The following is a 20,445-nucleotide window of genomic DNA, read 5'->3' as shown; positions in this document are numbered from 1 at the left end:
GGCCGACCCCGCCTCAGTCGCAGTCGCGGCAGATCGGCTGGCCGTTCTTCTCGCGGGCCAGCTGGCTGCGGTGGTGCACCAGGAAGCAGCTCATGCAGGTGAACTCGTCCTGCTGCTTCGGCAGAACCCGGACGGCCAGCTCCTCGTTCGAGAGGTCCGCTCCGGGCAGCTCGAGGCCCTCGGCGGCCTCGAACTCGTCGACGTCCACGGCCGAGGCCGACTTGTCGTTCCGCCGGGCCTTCAGCTCTTCCAGGCTGTCCGAGTCGACGTCGTCATCGGTCTTGCGTGGAGTGTCGTAGTCGGTTGCCATGTCGCTCTCCCCCTCTGGGTGTATGCGGTGTCTCCAGCGCACGTAACGCGTGAGAGGCCGGACTTGTGCCCGACCTGAGGCGGAGATTTTGCCTCACATCAAGGTCTGTTACTCAATCGACACCCAACCGGACTCCTCATGAGTGATCGGCTTGGATGGCGATGGGGACCGTACACGGTCCCGATACTGCACATCAAAGGCGCCTCACCGTGTACTTCCCGTGATGAGGGCCCCTGAAAACCGGGACTTTCCCGACCTTCCGACGGCAGCCATGATCACGGAGAGTGGATGGCCGGGGAATCGCCCTTGTGATCGATCACACACGGGGATGCCGGTGGTGTGCCTCGAAAATTCCGCTCAAAGCGAACACCCCGTTGTGTCGGGGGCATGATGTCAGATCGGAAGGGTGACACGCATCACGAGCCCTCCCCCTTCGCGCGGCTGTGCGTAGATGTGCCCGCCGTGCGCCCGGGCGACCGACCGCGCGATGGACAGACCGAGTCCGACGCCCTTGTCGCTGCCCGTGCGCTCGGTGCGCAGCCGCCGGAACGGCTCGAAGAGGTTGTCGATCTCGTACGCCGGCACGACCGGCCCCGTGTTGGACACCACCAGCACCGCCTGGCCGTGCTGGACCTCGGTGGTGACCTCGACCCAGCCGTCCTCCGGCACGTTGTAGCGCACGGCGTTCTGCACCAGGTTGAGGGCGATGCGCTCCAGCAGCACACCGTTGCCCTGGACGACCGCGGGTTCACGGGTGCCGCGAAGCACCACGCCCTTGGCCTCCGCCTCCGCGTGCACCTGATCGATCGCCTGGCCGGCGACCTCGGCCAGGTCGACGGGCTTGCGCTCGACGATCTGGTTGTCGCTGCGGGCGAGCAGCAGCAGGCCCTCGACGAGCTGCTCGCTGCGCTCGTTGGTGGACAGCAGCGTCTTGCCCAGCTGCTGGAGCTCCACCGGCGCGTTCGGGTCGGAGAGATGGACTTCCAGGAGCGTGCGGTTGATCGCCAGTGGCGTGCGCAGCTCGTGCGAGGCGTTGCCCACGAACCGCTGCTGGGCCGTGAACGCCCGCTGGAGCCGCTCCAGCATGTCGTCGAAGGTGTCGGCCAGCTCCTTCAGCTCGTCGTCGGGGCCGTCCAGCTCGATCCGGCGGGACAGGTCCGAGCCGGCCACCGCGCGGGCGGTGCGGGTGATCCGGCCCAGCGGCGACAGGACCCGGCCGGCCATGGCGTAGCCGAAGGCGAAGGCGATGATCGCGAGACCGAGCAGGGCGAGCAGCGAGCGGCTGAGCAGATCGTCCAGGGCGTGCTGCCGCTGCTCGTTGACGCATTCGTTGAGCGCCCGGTTGAGGTCGTCCGCGGGCAGCGGCGAGCTGCGCAGGTTGCACAGGTCGCTGGACACCTCTCCCGAGAGGATCCGGAACGGCAGGTCGCTGCCCACGTTGAGCGCGTTCGCGGCGAGCAGGTAGATGATCGACAGCAGCATTATCCCGGCGATCAGGAACATGCCGCCGTAGAGCAGGGTCAGCCGTATCCGGATGGTCGGGCGCAGCCAGGGGAAGGGCGGTACCGGCCTGCGGGGGTCCCAGGTGGGCTTCGGCGGGGCCTGCGGGGACGCCGGCGTGGGGGTGGCGGCCATGGGGATCAGATCCGGTAACCCGAGCCGGGCACGGTCACGATGACCGGCGGCTCGCCCAGCTTGCGGCGCAGGGTCATCACGGTCACCCGGACCACATTGGTGAACGGGTCCGTGTTCTCGTCCCACGCCTTCTCCAACAGCTGCTCCGCGGAGACGACGGCTCCCTCACTGCGCATGAGCACCTCCAGCACGGCGAACTCCTTCGGCGCCAGCTGGACCTCCTTGCCGTCGCGGAACACCTCGCGGCGGTTGGGGTCGAGCTTGATCCCGGCGCGCTCCAGGACGGGCGGCAGCGGCACGCTGGTACGCCGCCCGAGGGCGCGCACGCGCGCGATGAGCTCGCTGAACGCGAAGGGCTTGGGCAGGTAGTCGTCGGCGCCGATCTCCAGTCCCTCGACCCGGTCGCTGACGTCGCCGGACGCCGTGAGCATCAGCACGCGTGTGGGCATGCCGAGCTCGACGATCCTGCGGCAGACGTCGTCGCCGTGCACGAGCGGGAGGTCGCGGTCGAGGACGACCACGTCGTAGTCGTTGACGCCGATGCGCTCCAGGGCGGCCGCACCGTCGTACACGACGTCGACGGCCATGGCCTCCCGGCGCAGCCCGGTGGCCACCGCATCGGCGAGCAGCTGCTCGTCCTCGACGACGAGTACGCGCACGTCGCTTGTCCTTCCTCATGTCCCGCCCGCGCAGCGCCGAAGGGCGTACGCGGGCAGGGTGCTGGTGGGTGTGTTGCCTCCATCCTGCCCTTTTCGGCCATAAGTCGGCTGTAAGGCGGGTGGAGCAACGGTGGCGGAGAGGTGCGGGGCGCGGAACCTCCGGGCGAACGGGGCGGGAATACGAGATTTTCTCGCGCGGTTAGGTTTCCGCGGAAGGGAGCTTGGGGAGGACGGGTTTTACATCCCGCGATCACGCTCTGCACGTACCGCGCCACCATGCGGTGCGACGCAGTCCGCTTCCGCAGAGCGGGCGTGGATGTCCGGCACCGTCGCCGCCCGGCCGGGTGGCGCTGGGCATCCGCTTCTGGACGTGATCGTCCCTTCCGAACGGCACACCCCCGTGCCACCGATCCACCGACCCAGGACGAGGGGGCGCAGCATGGACGCATTCACCGCAGGACTTCTGCAGCGCATAAGGGCGACCGAGTCCGACCTGTCGCGGGCACGCGACGAGGGCGACGACTTCCTCGTCGACGTGGAACAGGGCGAACTGGACGACCTGCGTCGCCTCGCCGCCGAGCACGGCGTGGAGGTCGGCGCCCACAGCGTCTGATCAGCCGCGTGTGAGCGGGCCCCGGCGAATCCAGCGCCGGGGCCCGCTCCGTGTCAGCGGGCGGCCCCGTGTCAAGGCCTCCCGTCGTGCCAGGCCCCCAGGTCCTCCAGGAGCGCCTGGAGGGGCCCGAAGACGCCGGGGCTGGCGGCGACGGTCAGAGAGCGCGAGGGGACGTCTCCCGGGCGGCCACCGGTCAGCGCGCCCGCCTCCCGGGCGATCAGGTCCCCGGCGGCGAGGTCCCAGGGGTGCAGTCCGCGCTCGTAGTAGCCGTCGAGGCGGCCCGCGGCGACGTCGCACAGGTCGATGGCGGCCGAGCCGCCGCGCCGGATGTCCCGCAGGAGCGGGATCAGCCGCTGCACGACGTCCGCCTGGTGGGCGCGGACCTCGGTGACGTAGTTGAAGCCGGTCGAGACCAGGGCCTGGTCCAGGGGCGGTGAGGGGCGGCAGCTCAGCTCGCGCTCGCCGTCCCAGGCACCGGTGGCCCGGGCCCCGCCGCCGCGCACGGCGTAGTAGGCCTCGCCGCGCATGGGGGCCACCACGGCCCCGACGACGGTTTCGCCGTCCTGTTCCGCCGCGATGGAGACGGCCCAGGTGGGCAGGCCGTACAGGTAGTTCACCGTGCCGTCGAGCGGGTCGATCACCCAGCGGATCCCGCTGCTGCCCTCGGTGGAGGCGCCCTCCTCGCCGAGGAAGCCGTCGTCCGGGCGGCGCTCGGCGATCATCGTGGTGATCAGTTTCTCCGCCGCGATGTCCATCTCGGTGACGACGTCGATCGGGCTGGACTTGGTCGCGGCGACGGCGAGGTCGGCCGGGCGGCCGTCCCGCAGCAGCTCGCCCGCGCGGCGGGCGGCTTCCCGGGCCAGTTCCAGCAGTTCCGCGTGCAGGGGGTCGGTCACGGGGCTCCTCATGCGTAAGGGCTGTCGACGCCCGCCGCGGCGGGACGCGGTGTGCGGGCCGGGCAGCAGCCCACGGGGCAGACGTCGTGGCTCGGGCCGAGGGCGCCCAGGGCGCACGGGGTGACGTCCCGCCCGCGTTCGGCCGCCGCACGCTCCACGATCAGCTCACGGACGGCGGCGGCGAACCGCGGGTCGTCGCCGACGGTCGCCGAGCGGCGCACCGGCAGCCCCAGCTCCCCGGCCTTGGCCGTGGCCTCCGTGTCGAGGTCGTAGAGGACCTCCATGTGGTCGGAGACGAAGCCGATGGGGGCCATCACCACGGCCGGGACCCCGGCGGCGTGCCGTTCCTCGAGGTGGTCGCAGATGTCGGGCTCCAGCCAGGGGATGTGCGGGGCGCCCGAGCGGGACTGGTAGACGAGCTGCCAGGGATGGTCGACGCCGGTGCGCTCCCGTACGGCGTCGGCGATCAGCCGGGCCACGTCCAGGTGCTGCGCGACGTACGCCCCGCCGTCGCCGTGGTCCTCGACGGGGCCGGAGGTGTCCGCGGCGGTGTTCGGGATGGAGTGGGTGCAGAAGGCGATGTGCGCGCCGTCCCGGACGTCCTCGGGGAGGTCCGCGAGCGACCGGACCACACCGTCGATCATGGGCTCGACGAAGCCGGGGTGGTTGAAGTAGTGCCGCAGCTTGTCGATCTTCGGCAGCTCCAGGCCCTCCGCCTCCAGGGCCGCGAGGGCGTCGGCGAGGTTCTCGCGGTACTGGCGGCAGCCGGAGTACGAGGCATAGGCGCTGGTGGCGAGGACCAGGATGCGGCGGCGGCCGTCCTGGACCATCTCGCGCAGCGTGTCGGTGAGGTAGGGCGCCCAGTTGCGGTTGCCCCAGTGGACCGGCAGGTCCAGTCCGTGCTCGGCGAAGTCCTTGCGCAGCGCGTCCAGCAGGGCGCGGTTCTGGTCGTTGATGGGGCTGACCCCGCCGAAGAGGAAGTAGTGCTGCCCGACCTCCTTGAGGCGTTCCTTGGGGATGCCTCGCCCGCGGGTCACGTTCTCCAGGAACGGGACCACGTCGTCCGGGCCTTCCGGGCCGCCGAAGGAGAGCAGCAGCAGAGCGTCATAGGGACTGGCGTCGAGCACGTCTGGCATGTCTCGATCCTCCCACTCGGCACCGACAGCAGGGACACGGCGGGGGGTGTCCCGGCCGTGGCCCGGTAAAACGCGGTGCATCCGAGTGACCTCGGCCGTAAGCTGTATCGACTGCGGTCGCGCCTTACTGAGATCTTTCGGAGACCCCGTGCCCAGCCCCTATCGCGCCCTGTTCGCCGCGCCCGGCAGCAAGGCCTTCTCCGCCGCGGGGTTCCTCGGCCGGATGCCGCTGTCCATGATGGGCATCGGCGTGGTGACGATGATCTCCGAGCTGACCGGACGGTACGGACTGGCCGGGGCCCTGGCGGCCACGATCGCCCTCTCGGCGGCGGTGGCGGGCCCGCAGGTCTCACGGCTGGTGGACCGGTACGGGCAGCGGCGGGTGCTGCGCCCGGCGACGCTGTTCTCGCTCGGCGCGGCGGCGGTGCTGCTGTTCGCCGCGCACTACGGGTGGCCGGAGTGGGTGCTGTTCGCCGCGTGCGTCGGCATCGGCTGCGTGCCGAGCCTCGGCGCGATGATCCGGGCCCGGTGGGCCGCCCTGTACCGGGGCACGCCGCAGCTGCACACCGCGTACTCCTTCGAGTCCGTGGTGGACGAGGTCTGCTTCATCTTCGGGCCGATCGTCTCCATCGGGCTGTCCACGGCCTGGTTCCCGGAGGCCGGCCCGCTGCTCGCGGCGTGCTTCCTGGCGGCCGGGGTCTTCTGGCTGACCTCGCAGCGGGCCACCGAGCCCGCTCCGCATCCGCGCGAGGACACGGGCGGCGGCACGGCCCTGCGTTCCGCGGGCCTTCAGGTGCTGGTCGCGACGTTCGTCGCGACGGGCGCGATCTTCGGCGCCGTGGACGTGGTCACGGTGGCCTTCGCCGAGGAGCAGGGGCACAAGGCGGCGGCCAGCGCGGTGCTCGCCGTGTATGCGCTGGGCTCGTGCGTGGCGGGCGCCGTGTTCGGGCTGCTGCACTTCGCGGGGGCGGCGGAACGTCGTTGGCTGCTGGGCGTTTGCGCCATGGCCGTGAGTATGATCCCACTCCTACTGGTCGGGAACTTGCCGTTTCTGGCCGTGGCGCTGTTCGTTGCGGGTCTGTCCATCGCTCCGACGATGATCACGACGATGTCCCTCATCGAAGAGCACGTACCACGCGCGCAGCTCACCGAGGGCATGACCTGGGTGAGCACCGGGCTCGCCGTCGGGGTCGCGGTCGGCTCCTCCGTGGCCGGCTGGGTGATCGACGCGGCCGGCGCGCGTGCCGGGTACGGGGTTCCGGCGGCGTCCGGGGCCGTCGCGGTCGCGGTCGGTTTCCTCGGGTACCGCCGGCTCAAGCGGCCGGCACCGGGTCGGGGAGGCTCCGTTGGGCAGCACAGCGAGCGCGAGGAACGGCACATGGCGTAACTGGGGAGGGACCGTCTCCGTCCGCCCCGCGCGGGAGGTCGCGCCCGCTTCCGTCGACGAGCTGGCCGCCGCAGTGCGCCGGGCCGCCGAGGACGGTCTGCCGGTCAAGGCGGTCGGCACCGGGCACTCCTTCACCTCGATAGCCGCCACCGACGGCCTGTTGATACGCCCTCAACTGTTGACGGGCATACGTGACATCGACCGTGCGGCGGGCACGGTCACGGTCGAGGCCGGCACGCCGCTCAAGAGACTCAACGTGGCCCTCGCGCGGGAGGGGCTGTCGCTGACCAACATGGGCGACATCATGGACCAGACGGTCTCGGGGGCCATCAGTACCGGCACCCACGGCACGGGCCGCGACTCCGCCTCCGTCGCCGCCCAGATCCGGGGCCTGGAGCTGGTCACCGCCGACGGTTCGGTGCTCACCTGCTCCGAGAAGGAGAACCCGGACGTCTTCGCGGCCGCCCGCATCGGTCTCGGGGCGCTCGGCATCATCACCGCGGTCACCTTCGCCGTGGAGCCGGTCTTCCTCCTCACGGCCCGCGAGGAGCCGATGCCCTTCGACCGGGTCTGTGCCGAATTCGACCAGCTACACGCTGAGAACGAGCACTTCGAGTTCTACTGGTTCCCGCACACCGGCAACACCAACACCAAGCGCAACAACCGCAGCGCGGGCCCGGAGCGGCCCGTGCCTCCTCTCCGGGGCTGGGTCGACGACGAGCTCCTCTCCAACGGGGTGTTCCAGGTGGCCAACTGGGTCGGCCGCGCGGTGCCCGCCGGCATCCCCGCCATCGCCCGGATCTCCAGCAGGGCGCTCTCCGCGCGGACCTACACCGACATCCCGTACAAGGTCTTCACCTCACCGCGCCGGGTGCGGTTCGTGGAGATGGAGTACGCCGTCCCGCGCGAGGCACTCGTGGAGACGCTGCGGGAACTGAAGGCGATGGTCGACCGCTCGCCGCTGCGGATCAGCTTCCCGGTCGAGGTGCGCACCGCGCCGGCCGACGACATCACGCTGTCCACGGCGTCCGGCCGGGACAGCGCGTACGTGGCCGTCCACATGTTCAAGGGCACCCCCTATCAGGGGTATTTCACCGCCGCCGAGCGCATCTTCACCACCCATGAGGGGCGGCCTCACTGGGGGAAGATCCACACACGGGACGCCGAGTACTTCTCCCGGGTGTATCCGCGCTTCGGGGAGTTCACCGCACTCCGGGACCGGCTGGATCCGGAACGCCGGTTCCGTAATGACTACTTGCGGAGGGTCCTGGGGACATAGAGGATGCCTTGAGCGGCGCGCCGATCCACGCAGGTGGTCCGAATGGAGTACTGTTGCGAGCCCTGGGTCCGGTCTCCCATCAGGGCGCTCGGGACCTTCGAGGACCGCCGGGAGGGGGCTAGTTGCACAGGGTGACACAGTTGGTCACTTAGCGTTGCGAATAGGTAACCGTGCCATAACGGCGGTCCAGGGCCCGCGCCCGACACGCCGGGCAACTCGGCAAGGTTGTGGCAGGCTGCACCCGGGCAGGCCACACTCGACTAGCGGAAGCAGCGACGCACGTGACGTCGGCAGGCACCACCCGGGAGGTCCCCATGCCCGAACTGCGTGTCGTGGCCGTCTCGAATGACGGCACACGGCTGGTGCTGAAGGCTGCGGACAGCACGGAGTACACGCTTCCGATCGACGAACGGCTCCGCGCCGCCGTACGCGGCGACCGTCCCCGCCTCGGCCAGATCGAGATCGAGGTGGAGAGCCATCTCCGCCCTCGCGACATCCAGGCGCGTATACGAGCCGGCGCGACCGCGGAAGAGGTCGCCCAGATGGCCGGCATCCCCGTGGACCGCGTGCGCCGTTTCGAGGGCCCGGTCCTCGCCGAGCGCGCGTTCATGGCCGAGCGCGCCCGCAAGACCCCGGTGCGCCGGCCGGGCGAGAACTCTGGCCCTCCGCTCGGCGAGGCCGTTCAGGAGCGGCTGCTGCTGCGCGGTGTGGAGAAGGACACCGTCCAGTGGGACTCCTGGCGCCGCGACGACGGCACCTGGGAAGTACTGCTGGTCTACCGCGTCGCGGGCGAACCGCACTCGGCGAGCTGGACGTACGACCCGCCCCGGCGGCTGGTCCAGGCCGTCGACGACGAGGCGCGCTCGCTGATCGGTGAGTCCGACGATCTGGCCGCGCCCGAGCCCAGCTTCCCGTTCGTCCCGCGCATCGCGCGGCTGCCGCGCGACCGTCCGCTGGACCGTCCCGGTGACCGCGAGCGGCCGAGCCTGCCCGCGCAGGCCTCCGAGCCTCCCGAGGAGTCCACGACGGCCACGGCCTCGGGCGAACGGGACTCGCTGACCAGCCTGCTGGAGGCGGTGCCGAGCTTCCGGGGCGACCTGGTCGTGCCGGAGCGCACGCCCGAACCCGCCGCCGAGGAACCCGAGTCCGAGTCCGAGGCGGAGGAGCCGCCCGCCCCCGCGGCCTCGGCGGGTTCCGCCTACGCGGACGTCCTCATGCCGCGGTCCGTCGGCAGCCACCGTGACCGTCTCGTCGGCTCGACCGACCGTCAGGCCGAGGCGGACGGCGTCCGTCCGGGCCGACGCGCGGCGGTGCCCAGCTGGGACGAGATCGTGTTCGGGACACGGCGGAAGAAGCAGGAGTAGGCCGTCCGGGCAACCTGCCCGGACGAACGCCAACCGAAGGGGCACCCCGCCAGAGGGGCGCCCCTTCGTGCCGCGACCGAAGCTCCCCCCGCACGCCGCCACCCAGGACACCCACACCCGACGGCACCATCCCCGCAGGCCACCGCCCGCGCGCGCCGTGCCGTGCAGACCAGGCCGGAAGAGCACCACGCGGAGCGTGCACACGAGCACCACGGCCTACGCCCGCCCCACAACCGCCCACCCGCGCACGCTCGGCCGGGGCAGAGCAAGCCCCGGGCGGACGAGCACCGCGCGGGGCGTCTGCGCACGGAGCGACGGCGACGCGTGCTGTCAGCAACCCACTTGCAGCGCCGCCGCAATGCCGGCGCCGCCGACGCCCTCGGTGCAACAAGGGGGGCTCACCGCGGACCGCGTACGCACGCAACACCCGGCCCGTCGCGCAGGCGGCTTCCGTGCGCACCCGCACCGCGCGGGGCGGTTGTGGGTGGAGGGCACCGTTCGTGCCGGGCCGCGTCCGCTTCGCGTGAGGCGGGCGTTCCCCGGCTACTGCGGGTCCGGGCCCACCGCGACCGGTCGCTGCGGGTCCGACGACCACTCCGACCAGGAACCGGCGTACAGCGCCGCGGGGATGCCCGCGACCGCCAGCGCCAGCACCTCGTGCGCCCCGGAGACTCCGGAGCCGCAGTACACGCCGACCGGCGAACCCTCCGACACGCCCAGGTCCTTGAACCGGGCGCCCAGTTCCCCGGCCGGCAGGAAACGGCCGTCGGGGCCGACGTTCTCCGTCGTAGGGGCCGAAACCGCGCCCGGGATGTGTCCGCCGACCCGGTCGATCGGCTCCACCTCGCCGCGGTACCGCTCCCCCGCGCGGGCGTCCAGCAGCACGCCCGAACGCGCCAGCGCCGCCGCGCCGTCGGCGTCGAGCAGCCCGGTCTCCGCCGGCACCGGTACGAAGTCCCCCTCGGCCGGCCGCGGAACCGAGGTCTCCAACGGGCCCTCCCAGGACGGGAGCCCGCCGTCGAGAACCCGCACGTCCGGGTGGCCCGTCCAGCGCAGCAGCCACCACGCGCGGGCGGCGCCCCAGCCGAGCCCGCCGTCGTAGACGACGACCGGCGTCGCGGACGACACGCCCGCCCGCCGCATCGCGGCGCCGAACACCGCGAGGTCCGGCAGCGGATGGCGGCCCCGCCCGCCCGGCGCCGACGCCAGCTCCTCGTCGAGGTCGACGAAGACGGCGCCGGGGAGATGCCCGGCTTCGTACGCGGCCCGTCCGTCGAACGGCGGTTCACCGGTCGCCTTGGCCATGCTGAGCTGCCAGCGGACGTCGAGCAGCACCGGCGGATGCGCACCCGCCAGTTCGCTCGCGAGTTCGGATGCGGAGATGATGGCGTTCATGGTCACCATCCTCGCGCACGGGGTGGCCGAGTCGTCCAGGTGCGGCTACTCTGCTCGGCCGGGCAGGACCGGTCACGAGGGGTACGGGATCGGGCACATACGGTGTCGGCATCGGCGCGGGAACGATCCGCCGAGCGGACGGGACACGACCCCCGCAGGGGCGGATGACCACGGCCCGCGAGCACGCGGCCGAGAAGAGAGTGACGATGACCGACGCACGGGGGCACGCCCGCCCGAACGGCGAGGTGCCCGCTCGGCACACACCCGGCTCACCCTGCTGGGTGAGCCTGATGGTGCACGGACTGCAGGCGACCGAGGAGTTCTACGGGGCGCTGTTCGGCTGGGAGTTCCGCCCCGGCCCCCGGCAACTGGGCCCCTACGTGCGTGCCTTGCTCGACGGCCGCCCGGTGGCCGGCATCGGTGTGCTCCCCCCGGACCGCCATCTGCCGGTCGCCTGGACGCCGTACTTCGCCTCCGACGACGTGGACCTGACGGCCCACGCGGTGCGCTCGTGCGGCGGAACGATCGGGGTGGGACCCCTGGACGCCGCCGACGCCGGACGCCTGGCGATCGGCTCCGACCCCTGCGGCGCCGTCTTCGGCATCTGGCAGGCGTCCGCGCGCACCGGCCCCGCGGTCACCGGCGTGCCCGGCGCTCCCGCCTGGAACGAGCTGACCACCTACGAGGCGGCCCATGTGGCCAAGTTCTACGAGACCGTGTTCGGCCACGAGGAGCGCACGGGCTCCCCCGCCGTCGACCACGTCACCCTCCACCTGGCCGGCCGCCCCGTCGCCGGCGTCCACGGCCTGGGCAGCGCGCTGCCGCGCGAGCGGGGCCCGCACTGGACGACGTACTTCGTCGTCACCGACGTCGACGACGCGGTGGACCGGGTGCTCCACCTCGGCGGGCAGGTGCTCGGTGGGCCCCGGGACACCGAGCACGGCCGGGTCGCCACGGTGGCCGACCCGGAGGGGGCACGGTTCGCGCTCGTGCGGCAGGCGGGTTGATGGGGCGCCCCCTCATCCCGCGCGGGATCCTGTGAACCGCGCGTCCAGGCGGTAACGGGACTGCACGGCGAGGGCGGCCGCAATGAGGAGGGCGGGCAGGAGCGTGAAGCCGAGCAGGATCGCCGTGTGCGCGCCGCCCGACTGGGTGACCTCCTCGCCGGCCCGCGCGGCCGCGTAGCCGCCGAGGGCGAGGACCGCCGAGTACAGGTAGGGGCCGGCCGCGGCGCCCGTCGCCTCCGTCGCCGTCCACACCCCGGTGTAGGCCGGTGCGTCCGGTCTCGTCGCCGTCGGCCGCGCGGACGGTGTCGGCGACCATCGAGAACGGGAAGAGCTGAAGTCCCGCGAAGCACACACCGAGGACGAGCGTGCACAGCACCGGGACCACGAGACCGGCCGCCCTCCCCGCCGCCAGACCGAGCGCTCCGGCGGCGAAGAAGCCCTGGCACAGCAGCAGGCAGCGCTGCTTGCCCCAGCTCCGGGAGAGGCGGAACCACAGGGGCGTGGTGAGCAGTCCGGCGAGGATCAGGTGGGTCGTGGTGGAGACCAGGAGCAGTCCGCGGCCGGTCTCCTCGACGGCGCCCTCCGGAACGGCGAGGCGGCGGGGGTGGCGTTCGGTGCGGGTGTCGGTGACCTCGACGCATACGGTGCGGCCGTCGGGGGTGGCGTGGAGGCGGAGGTGGAAGTCCCGGCCGGGAACGTGGCCGTGGCTCACGGCGTTCGCGATGAGTGCGGCGACGATCAGCACGATCGCCTCGTGCGGGTCGGTGCCGTACGGGATCCCCACGCGTCCACGGCCACGAGGCGGGCGAGACGGGCTCCGCGCGGTGTAGAGGTGAAGCGCATCTCGAAGGCGGGGCCCGATGGCGAAGACGCCTTCAAGGGGGCGCAGGGGATGATGGGTTGGGTGGTGTCGGTGGGATTGATGGGGGCCCTCGGCACCTACTGGGTACCAAGCCGGCCTTGTACGCCGGTTCGGCTTCCCTGCCGGCAGCGTCTACGGCCGCGAGGGTCGGCGTCGGTGGCTCCGCGGATCTCGTACGCCGCGCGTTGGAGGATTGCTGGGCAGGAGCGACGCCGGCCGGTGGCGACGTCTGAGCAGCCGTCCCTGACTGAGGTGACTGGCCCGCGCGTTGGACGTCCGGAATAGCCGCGAGGTCGCCGTCCGTTGGCACGGGCATGACGACGAACGCGACGCGGCCCGAGGTGCTGCGCTACACCGCCTTCTCCGGTGACCCCGACGGCGGGAACCCCGCCGGTATCGTGCTGGACGCCTCCGGCCTGGACGACGGCGCCATGCTGGCCGTCGCCGCCGGGCTCGGGTACTCGGAGACCGCGTTCCTGACCGCGCGCCCGGAGGAGCGGGCCTACGACGTGCGGTACTTCAGTCCCAAGGCGGAGGTGCCGTTCTGCGGGCACGCCACCGTCGCCGCCGCCGTCGCGCTCGCCGAGCGGATCGGCCCCGGGGAGCTGGTGTTCTCGACGCCCGCCGGGACCGTACCGGTCGAGGTGGCCGAGGCGGCGGACGGGACGGTGCGGGCCACGCTCACCAGCGTCGAGCCGCACGTCGAGGAGGTCGCCGACGCGGACCTCGCGGAGGCGCTCGCCGCGCTGGGCTGGCCGGCCGCCGATCTCGATCCGGCCTTCCCGCCCCGCATCGCGTTCGCCGGAGCGCGCCACCTCGTGCTCGCGGCGGCGACGCGCGCCCGTCTCGCCGACCTCATCTACGATTTCGCACGCCTCGAGGCGCTGATGCACCGGCTCGACCTGACCACGGTGCAGTTGGTGTGGCGGGAGTCGGCCACCGTCTTCCATGTGCGCGACCCGTTCCCGGTCGGCGGTGTCGTCGAGGACCCGGCGACCGGCGCCGCGGCCGCCGCCTTCGGCGCGTACGCCCGTGAGTTCGCCCTGGTGCCCGAGGACGCCGTCCTGACCCTGCACCAGGGCGAGGACCTGGGCCGGCCCGGCGAGCTCACGGTGACGCTCCGCGCGGGCGACCGGCGGGTCCGGGTCGGCGGCGCGGCCGCCCGCATCGGCTGAGGACGGCGGCCGTCGCCGCTTCCCGCGCGGCAGCGCTACGGCCGGCGCGCGGTGGGGGTCTCGTCGGGCAGGCGGAGGGTGAAGACCGTCTCGACGCCCGGCCGGCTCGTGACCCAGACGTCTCCGCCGTGGGCCCGCACGAGCTGTCTGACGATGGACAGGCCCAGGCCGCTGCCCCCGGTCTTCCTGCTGCGGGACGTGTCCCCCCGCCAGAAGCGGTCGAACACCCGCGGCAGATCCTCCGGACGGATGCCGGCGCCGGTGTCGGTCACCCGGAGTTCGACACCACGCGGCGCACGACGGGCGCCGAGGGTGACCCGTCCGCCGGGAGGGGTGTGGCGTATCGCGTTGGACAGGAGGTTGCCGATCACCTGGCGCAGCCGCACCGGATCGGCGTGGACCGACAGGTCACCGACGGTGTGCACGACCAGCTCCACGTCCTTGGACTTGGCTCCCGCGCGGTGCGCGGCGGCGGACTGCCCGATCAGGTCGTCCAGGCGCACCGCCTGCGGGCTGAGGTGCAGCATCCCGGCGTCTGCGGCGGCCAATACCTGGAGGTCGTCGATGATGTGCTGGAGCAGATGGGCCTCCTCCTGCAGCGAGGAGAGGAGGGCGGCGTCGGGTTCGGCGATGCCGTCCTGCGCCGCGTCCAGCCAGCCGCGGATGTTGGTGAGCGGGGTACGCAGTTCGTGCGCGATGTCGCTGACCATGGCTCTGCGCTGCTCCTCGGTGCGCTCGCGGCGCTCGGAGAGGTCGTTGAGGGCGGCGGCCAGATAGCCGGTCTCGTCCTTGGTGGTGACCGGGATGCGGAGATGCCGGCCGTCGGGGGCGCGGGCGGCGTCGGCCAGCGCCCGCAGCGGACGTACCAGGCGGACGGCGATGACCGTGGTCAGGGCGATGGTCACGGCGAGCACCAGGGCGGTCGTGCCGACGATCCGGAGGGTTCCGGACGGGGTCAGGTCGAAGACGCGGACGGCCGCTCGGGGAGAGTCGGTGACGAACAGCAGTGCCGCCGGGGCGACATGCCCGGTGAGCTGCTCGCGCCGCCCCTCCTCGGCGCACTCGTCCACAATCGTCTGCTCCGCCTCGGAGCCCTGGTACTCCGCCCGCAGCCGCATGTCGATCCGTACGGACTCGGGCGAGGGCACGCCGTGGCGCTCCGCGCAGCGCCGGACGAGCCCTGCGAGTTCCGCGAGAGCTGCGGCTTCCGTCCTGGTGGGTGCCGTCAGGTCCTTGGACAGGCACAGAGGAGCGGCCTCGGTGGACGTCCTGGAGAGCCGGACCTCGGGCCGACCGCTGTATCCCTCGACGATGTACGCCGGCCGTCCCAGCTTGCCCGTCAGGCACTCGACCTCGGCGCGGGCGAGGCGGTGCAGTTCCGCCCGATCGCCGGCGGGGAGGCGGTAGGGGCCGACGGCACGGGGGTCGATGCGGGAGATCTGCTGCGCGGGGTCGATGCCCTGTCCCGGGTGGGCCGTGACGTGCAACGGGTCGATGACCGCCGAGGCGTTGACGGGGAGGTCCCCGGCGCGGTCCCGGTCGGACGCGGTGATCGGCCGACGACTCCGCGTGGTCAGCACGATGCCGCGGCCGGTCCGGTCGGCCAGCTCCCGCACGGTGCGTTCCACGCCCTCCCAGCTGCGGTGCGTCGCCGCGAACGCCGTGAGCGTGTCCTGGACGGCGGTGTCGTCCGCGAGCACCTGGCCGCGCTCCTGCTCGATGGCCAGGCTCGTGCCGCGCACCGTGAGCCACGCGGTGGCCCCGATGGACAGCAGGGAGATCACCAGGGACGTCAGCAGCAGCCGCAGCAGCAGGCTGTTCCGCAGGGGGACCTCAGCCGTCACGGCGGCCGCTCGTCAGCTTGTAGCCGATTCCGTGGACGGTCAGCAGCAGGGCCGGGTCGCGCGGAGAGACCTCGATCTTCTTGCGCAGGTTCATGATGTGCACGTCGACGGCGCGTTCCGTGATGACCCGGTCGTGGCCCGTGGCGCACTCCAGCAGCTGGGCCCTGGAGAAGACCCGGCCGGGCGAGGCCGCCATGGCGCTGAGGATCCGGAACTCGCCCGGGGTGCACCGGACCGGGCGGCCGTGGCAGAAGACCTCGTGGCCGGCCGGATCCAGGGTGAGCGGTCCGACCTGCAGGACCGGCCGGGTCTCCGGAGCCGGCGGGTCAGCGCTCTGGGTGCGCCGTAGCAGGGTGCGGACCCGCGCCACCAGCTCACGCGGCCGGTAGGGCTTGGTCATGTAGTCGTCCGCGCCCAGGTCGAGGCCGAGGAGCACATCGTCCTCGGTGGACCGCGCGGTGAGCATCAGCACGGGCAGATTGCCCTCGGCCCGTATCCGGCGGCACACCTCCAGTCCGTCCAGACGCGGCAGCATCCGGTCGAGCACGATCAGGTCCGGCGGCCGCCGGGCGACCTCGTCCAGGACCGTCCGCCCGTCGTGCACCACGGTGACGGCGTGGCCTTCGTGTACGAGGTAGCGCCGGATCAGTTCGGCCTGCTTCTCGTCGTCCTCGGCCACCAGAACGTTCGCACACATGGCGTCGATGTTAGACCGGAAATGAACGCCGAGGAGCCGGTTCCGTCCCCTTTCCATCCCTCACAACTTCCTGACAATTCCGTGCTATTACCGGGTGCGGCGGCCGGATCGCGCATTGTCGGCGACGTCTCATACCTTCCTGACAATCCTCTGCCACAGTCACCGCATGAAAAACGCATCGACCCGCGTTCGTTCCTGTTTCCGCGCCCGGCGCCTTCGTCGCGGCGCCCTGGTCCTCGCCGTCACGGGGGCCACGCTCGCCCTGGTCTCCGGCTGCTCCGACGGCGGCGTCGTCGAGGACTCCGAAGTGGCCTCCGTGGCAACCGGCACCGGCAAGCAGGACGGGGGCGGGTCCTCGGCGGCCGCCGAGGCCGAGGCGGGGCGCCCCCAACTCCGCCTTGACACCACGCTCGAGGAGGAGGTCCGGATGTACCAGGGCTACCTGCGCTGCCTCAAGGACCAGGGCGTGGACGTTCCGCGCTCGGGTGGCAAGGGCGGCGAGGACATCGATCCGAATTCCCTGTGGTTCCCCGGCGTGAACGTGGCCGAGGAACACCCGGCCGCGGAAAAGAAGTGCCTCTCCAAGAGGCCGCTGCCGCCCTCGGAGCTCGACCCGAAGAAGAACCCGAACTACATGACGGACTACCGCGAATGGATCGAATGCAATAACCGCAGGGGCCTGGAGGTCGACCCGCTCCCCGACGGCAGCGGCTGGAATTACAGGGACGGCGGGAACGTACCGGAAAACGCCGACCAGATCGACAGCGAGTGCCGGATCGAGGCCTTCAGTGAGCAGTGAACGCGACCCCGCGGACACCGTGATGCTGCGGAGGATCGCCGACGGACCCGAACCCGGCCCCGCAACCGGACCAGGACCCGGACCCGATCTCGAGCCGGACCCCGAGGCGTCCGCCGCGCGGCGCTCCGGCAGGTTCACGCGCCGCGGTGTCGTCATCGCGACCGCCGTGCTCCTCACCCTGGGGGTCGGCGCCGGGCTGCTGTGGGCCCGCGACGACACCGGAGCCCCGGCCGCCGAGAGCGGTCCCGAGATCCGGACGGTCGCCGTCACCAGAACCGACCTGTCCGGCACCCGGGAGATCGAGGGCACCCTCGGCTACACCTCCCCGCGCACCCTCCGCGGCCCCGGGCAGGGACGCGTCACGTGGCTGGCGAAACGGGGGACGACGGTCAAGCGCGGCCGGCCGCTGTACCGGGTCGACGAGCGTCCCGCCGTGGTCTTCCACGGCAGCACCCCCCTGTACCGCAGGCTGGACGCGGTCGGTCTCACCGGCCGGGACGTCCGGGTCGTCGCCGACAACCTCAAGGCGCTCGGCTACGACATCGGAAGCCGGCCGCCGCCCGGCACGCGGATCCAGCCGTCACGCCCCGCGGTCCCCGGCCCGTCCGCGGCGGACCGGCCGGAGGAGGAGCGGGAGGAGGGCTCGGCCTCGCAGCCTCCGCCCGCCGAGGAGAGCGGCGCACCGTCCTCGGCGGTGCCGGGCGGGGGCGCCGACGCGGCTCCCCCGCCGGTGACGGTCAAGGAGGGCGACGGCGTGCTCACCTCCTCGCTGATGGCGGCCGTCCGGCGCTGGCAGGCGACCGTGGGCATGCAGCCGACCGGCGTGCTCGACGTGTCCGACGTGGTGGTGACGCAGGCCGCCGTGCGGGTCAGCGAGGTCCTCGTGCAGCCCGGGGACGAGGCGGCGGCGGAGCTGATGACCGTCACCGCCACGACCAAGTCCGTGACCGTGCCGGTGGAAGCCCTCGACATCGGGTCCATCAAGAGGAAGCAGCGGGTCACCGTGGTGCTCCCCGACCGGTCCGAGACCCAGGGCCGGGTCTCCGCGATCAGCAGCGTCATCCGGGGCGGCCAGGACGGCGCGGACGAGCCGGGACGCTCCAAGGTCAACGTCACGGTCGCGCTCGACGCCCCGGAGGCCGTGAAGAACCTCGATTCCGCACCGGTGGAGGCGCGGTTCGAGGCGGAGTCCAGGAAGGACGTGCTCGCGGTGCCCGTCGGCGCCCTGCTCGCCCTGCGCGAGGGCGGTTACGCCCTCCGCGTCGCCGGCGGCGACCTCGTCCCCGTGGAGACGGGCATGTTCGCCGAGGGGCTGGTCGAGATCAGCGGCGAGGACGTCAGGGAGGGCATGAAGGTGGAGGCCACGGCATGACCGAGGTCATCGCGGTGCGCGAGGCGACCATGACCTATCCCGGCGGGGTCCGGGCGCTCGACCGGGTCTCGCTCTCTGTCGGTACCGGCGAACTGCTGGCCATCGTCGGCCCGTCCGGCTCCGGGAAATCCACGCTCCTCAACATCATGGGCACCCTGGACCGGCCCACCGGCGGCGAGGTGATCGTCGAAGGGCAGAACGTGGCGGATCTCCCGGACCGGGAGCTCTCCGCCCTGCGCGGCCGGCGACTCGGCTTCGTCTTCCAGCAGTTCCACCTGACGGACGGTCTCACCGCGGCGGAGAACGTCGCCACCGGCCTGCTCTACGCCGGGGTGCGCAAACGCCATCGGCGCCGGCTCGCCGAGGAGGCCCTGGGCCGGATGGGACTGGCGCACCGCGCCGGCCACCTGCCCCAGCAACTGTCCGGCGGGGAGCGCCAGCGCGTCGCGATCGCCCGCGCGCTGGTCAACGAACCCGCCCTGGTCCTGGCCGACGAACCGACCGGAGCACTCGACACGGCCAACGGCGCCGCCGCGCTGGCGCTGCTGAGAACGCTTCACGAGGAGGGCACCACGATCGCGGTCATCACCCATGACCGCGACATCGCCGCCCAGTTGCCCCGGCGGATCCGGATGCGCGACGGCCGCCTCGTCGAGGACACCGGACCGGCCGGAAGTCCGCCACTGACCGAAAGTTCGCCATGACCGCTCCTGACGCCCCGCCCCGCCGAACGCCGCGACGGGCGCACGACGCCCGCCGGAGGCACCCGGATCCCGGGGGCTCCCGCTCCGGCCGCACGACCAAGCCGGTACGGCTCGCTCCGTCGGACCTCCTCGGGCTCGGGCTGCTCGGGCTGCGCACCCGCAAGCTCCGGGCCGCCCTGTCGGCGCTCGGCATCTCGATCGGTATCGCCACGATGGTCGTCGTGACGGGCATCCCCGCCTCCAGCCATCGGGCGCTGATGGACGAGATCTCCGCACTTGGCCCCAACATGCTGCGGGCGCAGTCCGTGTCCGTGCAGAGCAAGCCCGTACCCCTGCCCGAGGAGTCGGTCGACATGGTGCGCCGGATCGGCCCGGTCACCGGGGTGAGCGCGGTGGCCAACACCCATGCGCAGGTCCGGCGTTCCGACCTGATCGACGACAGCGACTTCTCCGGAGCGGGCCTGTCCGTCCTCGCGGCCCGGCGCGATCTGCTGGACGTGGTGGGCGGATCGGTGTCCTCGGGCCGGTACTTCAGCCGCGCCGACGAACGGTTCCCCACCGCCGTCCTGGGCGTGCAGGCCGCGACTCGGCTCGGCATCGGGGAGATCCATGCCGACGACCCGCCCCCGCAGATCCGGATCGGCAGGTCGTGGTTCACGGTCATCGGCGTGCTGCGCGCCGTCCCCCTGGCCGACGACCTCGACCACGCCGTCCTGACCGGATGGCACGCCGCCCGACAGACCCTGCGGTTCGACGGGAAGCCCACGGTGATCTACATCAAGGCGCGGGAGGAGTCGCTCGAGGACGTGCGGGACGTACTGCCCGCCACCGTGTTCCCCGAGCAGCCCGGCCAGGTCCAGGTCAGCCGGCCTTCGGACGCCCTGGCCGCCAAGCGCGCCACCCAGAACACCTTCTCGTCGCTCTTCCTGGGTCTCGCCGGAGTCGCCCTGCTGGTCGGCGGGATCGGGGTCGCCAACACCATGGTGATCTCGGTGCTGGAGCGCCGCAGGGAGATCGGGCTGCGCCGGGCGCTGGGCGCGACGAGGGGGCAGATACGGGTGCAGTTCCTCACCGAGTCCGTGGCACTGGCGGTGCTGGGCGGCGTCGCGGGGACCGGGTTGGGCCTCCTCGTCACCGTCGGCTACGCCACGTACCAGGGCTGGCCGCCGGTGATCTCGACGCTGTCGGTGGCCGGAGGCTGCCTCGGTGCGGCGGTGGTCGGCGTGGCGGCCGGTGTCTACCCGTCGGTCCGCGCCTCCCGGCTGTCCCCGACGAAGGCACTGGCCTCGACCTGAGCCCGCCGCTCAGCGG

19 protein-coding genes and 1 pseudogene are annotated in these 20,445 nt (G+C 72.3%); 10 read left to right on the top strand and 10 right to left on the bottom strand.

Annotated elements, in window-relative coordinates; translation table 11 throughout:
- Positions 1-13: 13 nt before the first annotated feature.
- From ACZ44S_RS12650 to ACZ44S_RS12640, 3 genes are all read right to left on the bottom strand, one after another.
- Positions 14-310, bottom strand: a complete 297-nt coding sequence (locus ACZ44S_RS12650) for a DUF4193 domain-containing protein (protein WP_003993510.1) — start codon at positions 308-310, stop codon at positions 14-16.
- Between the two features lie 393 nt (positions 311-703).
- A complete protein-coding gene (locus ACZ44S_RS12645; protein WP_466927711.1) occupies positions 704-1,945 on the bottom strand; it encodes a sensor histidine kinase in 1,242 nt (413 codons plus the stop codon).
- A 5-nt stretch (positions 1,946-1,950) separates the two neighbouring features.
- Positions 1,951-2,604 (bottom strand): response regulator transcription factor, encoded by a 654-nt coding sequence (locus ACZ44S_RS12640; RefSeq protein ID WP_007387794.1) that lies wholly within the window; start codon positions 2,602-2,604, stop codon positions 1,951-1,953.
- Positions 2,605-3,043: 439 nt separating this feature from the next.
- Between ACZ44S_RS12640 and ACZ44S_RS12635 the strand changes: the two genes are divergently transcribed.
- Positions 3,044-3,217, top strand: coding sequence for a hypothetical protein (locus ACZ44S_RS12635; RefSeq protein WP_190165022.1), 174 nt, complete (start codon positions 3,044-3,046; stop codon positions 3,215-3,217).
- A 71-nt stretch (positions 3,218-3,288) separates the two neighbouring features.
- Here the strand turns inward: ACZ44S_RS12635 and ACZ44S_RS12630 are convergent, their stop codons facing one another.
- Positions 3,289-4,113, bottom strand: coding sequence for an inositol monophosphatase family protein (locus tag ACZ44S_RS12630; protein WP_466927709.1), 825 nt, complete (start codon positions 4,111-4,113; stop codon positions 3,289-3,291).
- An 8-nt stretch (positions 4,114-4,121) separates the two neighbouring features.
- Positions 4,122-5,249 carry a ferrochelatase gene (locus ACZ44S_RS12625; RefSeq protein WP_466927707.1) on the bottom strand — a complete coding sequence of 376 codons (1,128 nt, stop codon included), beginning with the start codon at positions 5,247-5,249 and terminating at the stop codon, positions 4,122-4,124.
- Between the two features lie 148 nt (positions 5,250-5,397).
- Between ACZ44S_RS12625 and ACZ44S_RS12620 the strand changes: the two genes are divergently transcribed.
- From ACZ44S_RS12620 to sepH, 3 genes are all read left to right on the top strand, one after another.
- The gene (locus ACZ44S_RS12620) at positions 5,398-6,636 is read left to right on the top strand and encodes an MFS transporter (RefSeq protein WP_466927706.1); all 1,239 of its coding nucleotides are present in this window, start codon (positions 5,398-5,400) and stop codon (positions 6,634-6,636) included.
- A complete protein-coding gene (locus ACZ44S_RS12615; RefSeq protein WP_466927705.1) occupies positions 6,596-7,915 on the top strand; it encodes a D-arabinono-1,4-lactone oxidase in 1,320 nt (439 codons plus the stop codon). The genes ACZ44S_RS12620 and ACZ44S_RS12615 overlap by 41 nt, the downstream gene beginning before the upstream one ends.
- 314 nt (positions 7,916-8,229) lie before the next feature.
- A complete protein-coding gene (gene sepH, locus ACZ44S_RS12610) occupies positions 8,230-9,279 on the top strand; it encodes a septation protein SepH (protein ID WP_466927703.1) in 1,050 nt (349 codons plus the stop codon).
- Between the two features lie 543 nt (positions 9,280-9,822).
- On the opposite strand, the gene ACZ44S_RS12605 is transcribed toward sepH, so the two are convergent.
- Positions 9,823-10,674, bottom strand: coding sequence for a sulfurtransferase (locus ACZ44S_RS12605; RefSeq protein WP_466927701.1), 852 nt, complete (start codon positions 10,672-10,674; stop codon positions 9,823-9,825).
- 206 nt (positions 10,675-10,880) lie between these two features.
- Here ACZ44S_RS12605 and ACZ44S_RS12600 point away from each other — a divergent pair, with 206 nt between their 5' ends.
- Entirely contained in the window at positions 10,881-11,681 is an 801-nt protein-coding gene (locus tag ACZ44S_RS12600; protein ID WP_466927698.1) for a VOC family protein, read from the top strand.
- Positions 11,682-11,693: 12 nt separating this feature from the next.
- On the opposite strand, the gene ACZ44S_RS12595 is transcribed toward ACZ44S_RS12600, so the two are convergent.
- Positions 11,694-11,933, bottom strand: a complete 240-nt coding sequence (locus ACZ44S_RS12595) for an MFS transporter (protein ID WP_466927695.1) — start codon at positions 11,931-11,933, stop codon at positions 11,694-11,696.
- A 103-nt stretch (positions 11,934-12,036) separates the two neighbouring features.
- Positions 12,037-12,393 (bottom strand): annotated as a pseudogene (locus tag ACZ44S_RS12590) (ATP-binding protein); the annotation flags it as partial.
- Between the two features lie 464 nt (positions 12,394-12,857).
- Here ACZ44S_RS12590 and ACZ44S_RS12585 point away from each other — a divergent pair.
- On the top strand, positions 12,858-13,718 hold the full coding sequence (locus ACZ44S_RS12585; protein ID WP_466927693.1) for a PhzF family phenazine biosynthesis isomerase: 861 nt from the start codon (positions 12,858-12,860) through the stop codon (positions 13,716-13,718).
- A 35-nt stretch (positions 13,719-13,753) separates the two neighbouring features.
- Here the strand turns inward: ACZ44S_RS12585 and ACZ44S_RS12580 are convergent, their stop codons facing one another.
- On the bottom strand, positions 13,754-15,562 hold the full coding sequence (locus ACZ44S_RS12580) for a sensor histidine kinase (RefSeq protein ID WP_466927690.1): 1,809 nt from the start codon (positions 15,560-15,562) through the stop codon (positions 13,754-13,756).
- Entirely contained in the window at positions 15,552-16,259 is a 708-nt protein-coding gene (locus tag ACZ44S_RS12575; protein ID WP_466927689.1) for a response regulator transcription factor, read from the bottom strand. Before ACZ44S_RS12575 ends, ACZ44S_RS12580 begins: the two co-directional genes overlap by 11 nt.
- A 166-nt stretch (positions 16,260-16,425) precedes the next feature.
- Between ACZ44S_RS12575 and ACZ44S_RS12570 the strand changes: the two genes are divergently transcribed.
- From ACZ44S_RS12570 to ACZ44S_RS12555, 4 genes are read left to right on the top strand one after another with little or no spacing between them, the layout of a single operon-like run.
- Entirely contained in the window at positions 16,426-17,058 is a 633-nt protein-coding gene (locus ACZ44S_RS12570) for a hypothetical protein (RefSeq protein WP_466927687.1), read from the top strand.
- Positions 17,048-18,430 (top strand): efflux RND transporter periplasmic adaptor subunit, encoded by a 1,383-nt coding sequence (locus ACZ44S_RS12565; protein WP_466927684.1) that lies wholly within the window; start codon positions 17,048-17,050, stop codon positions 18,428-18,430. Before ACZ44S_RS12570 ends, ACZ44S_RS12565 begins: the two co-directional genes overlap by 11 nt.
- The gene (locus tag ACZ44S_RS12560) at positions 18,427-19,134 is read left to right on the top strand and encodes an ABC transporter ATP-binding protein (protein WP_466927681.1); all 708 of its coding nucleotides are present in this window, start codon (positions 18,427-18,429) and stop codon (positions 19,132-19,134) included. Before ACZ44S_RS12565 ends, ACZ44S_RS12560 begins: the two co-directional genes overlap by 4 nt.
- Positions 19,131-20,429, top strand: coding sequence for an ABC transporter permease (locus tag ACZ44S_RS12555; protein WP_466927678.1), 1,299 nt, complete (start codon positions 19,131-19,133; stop codon positions 20,427-20,429). The genes ACZ44S_RS12560 and ACZ44S_RS12555 overlap by 4 nt, the downstream gene beginning before the upstream one ends.
- The last annotated feature ends 16 nt before the right edge of the window (positions 20,430-20,445 follow it).

This window comes from Streptomyces malachitofuscus, from assembly GCF_055571035.1.
This window is presented reverse-complemented; position numbering and strand designations above follow the sequence as displayed.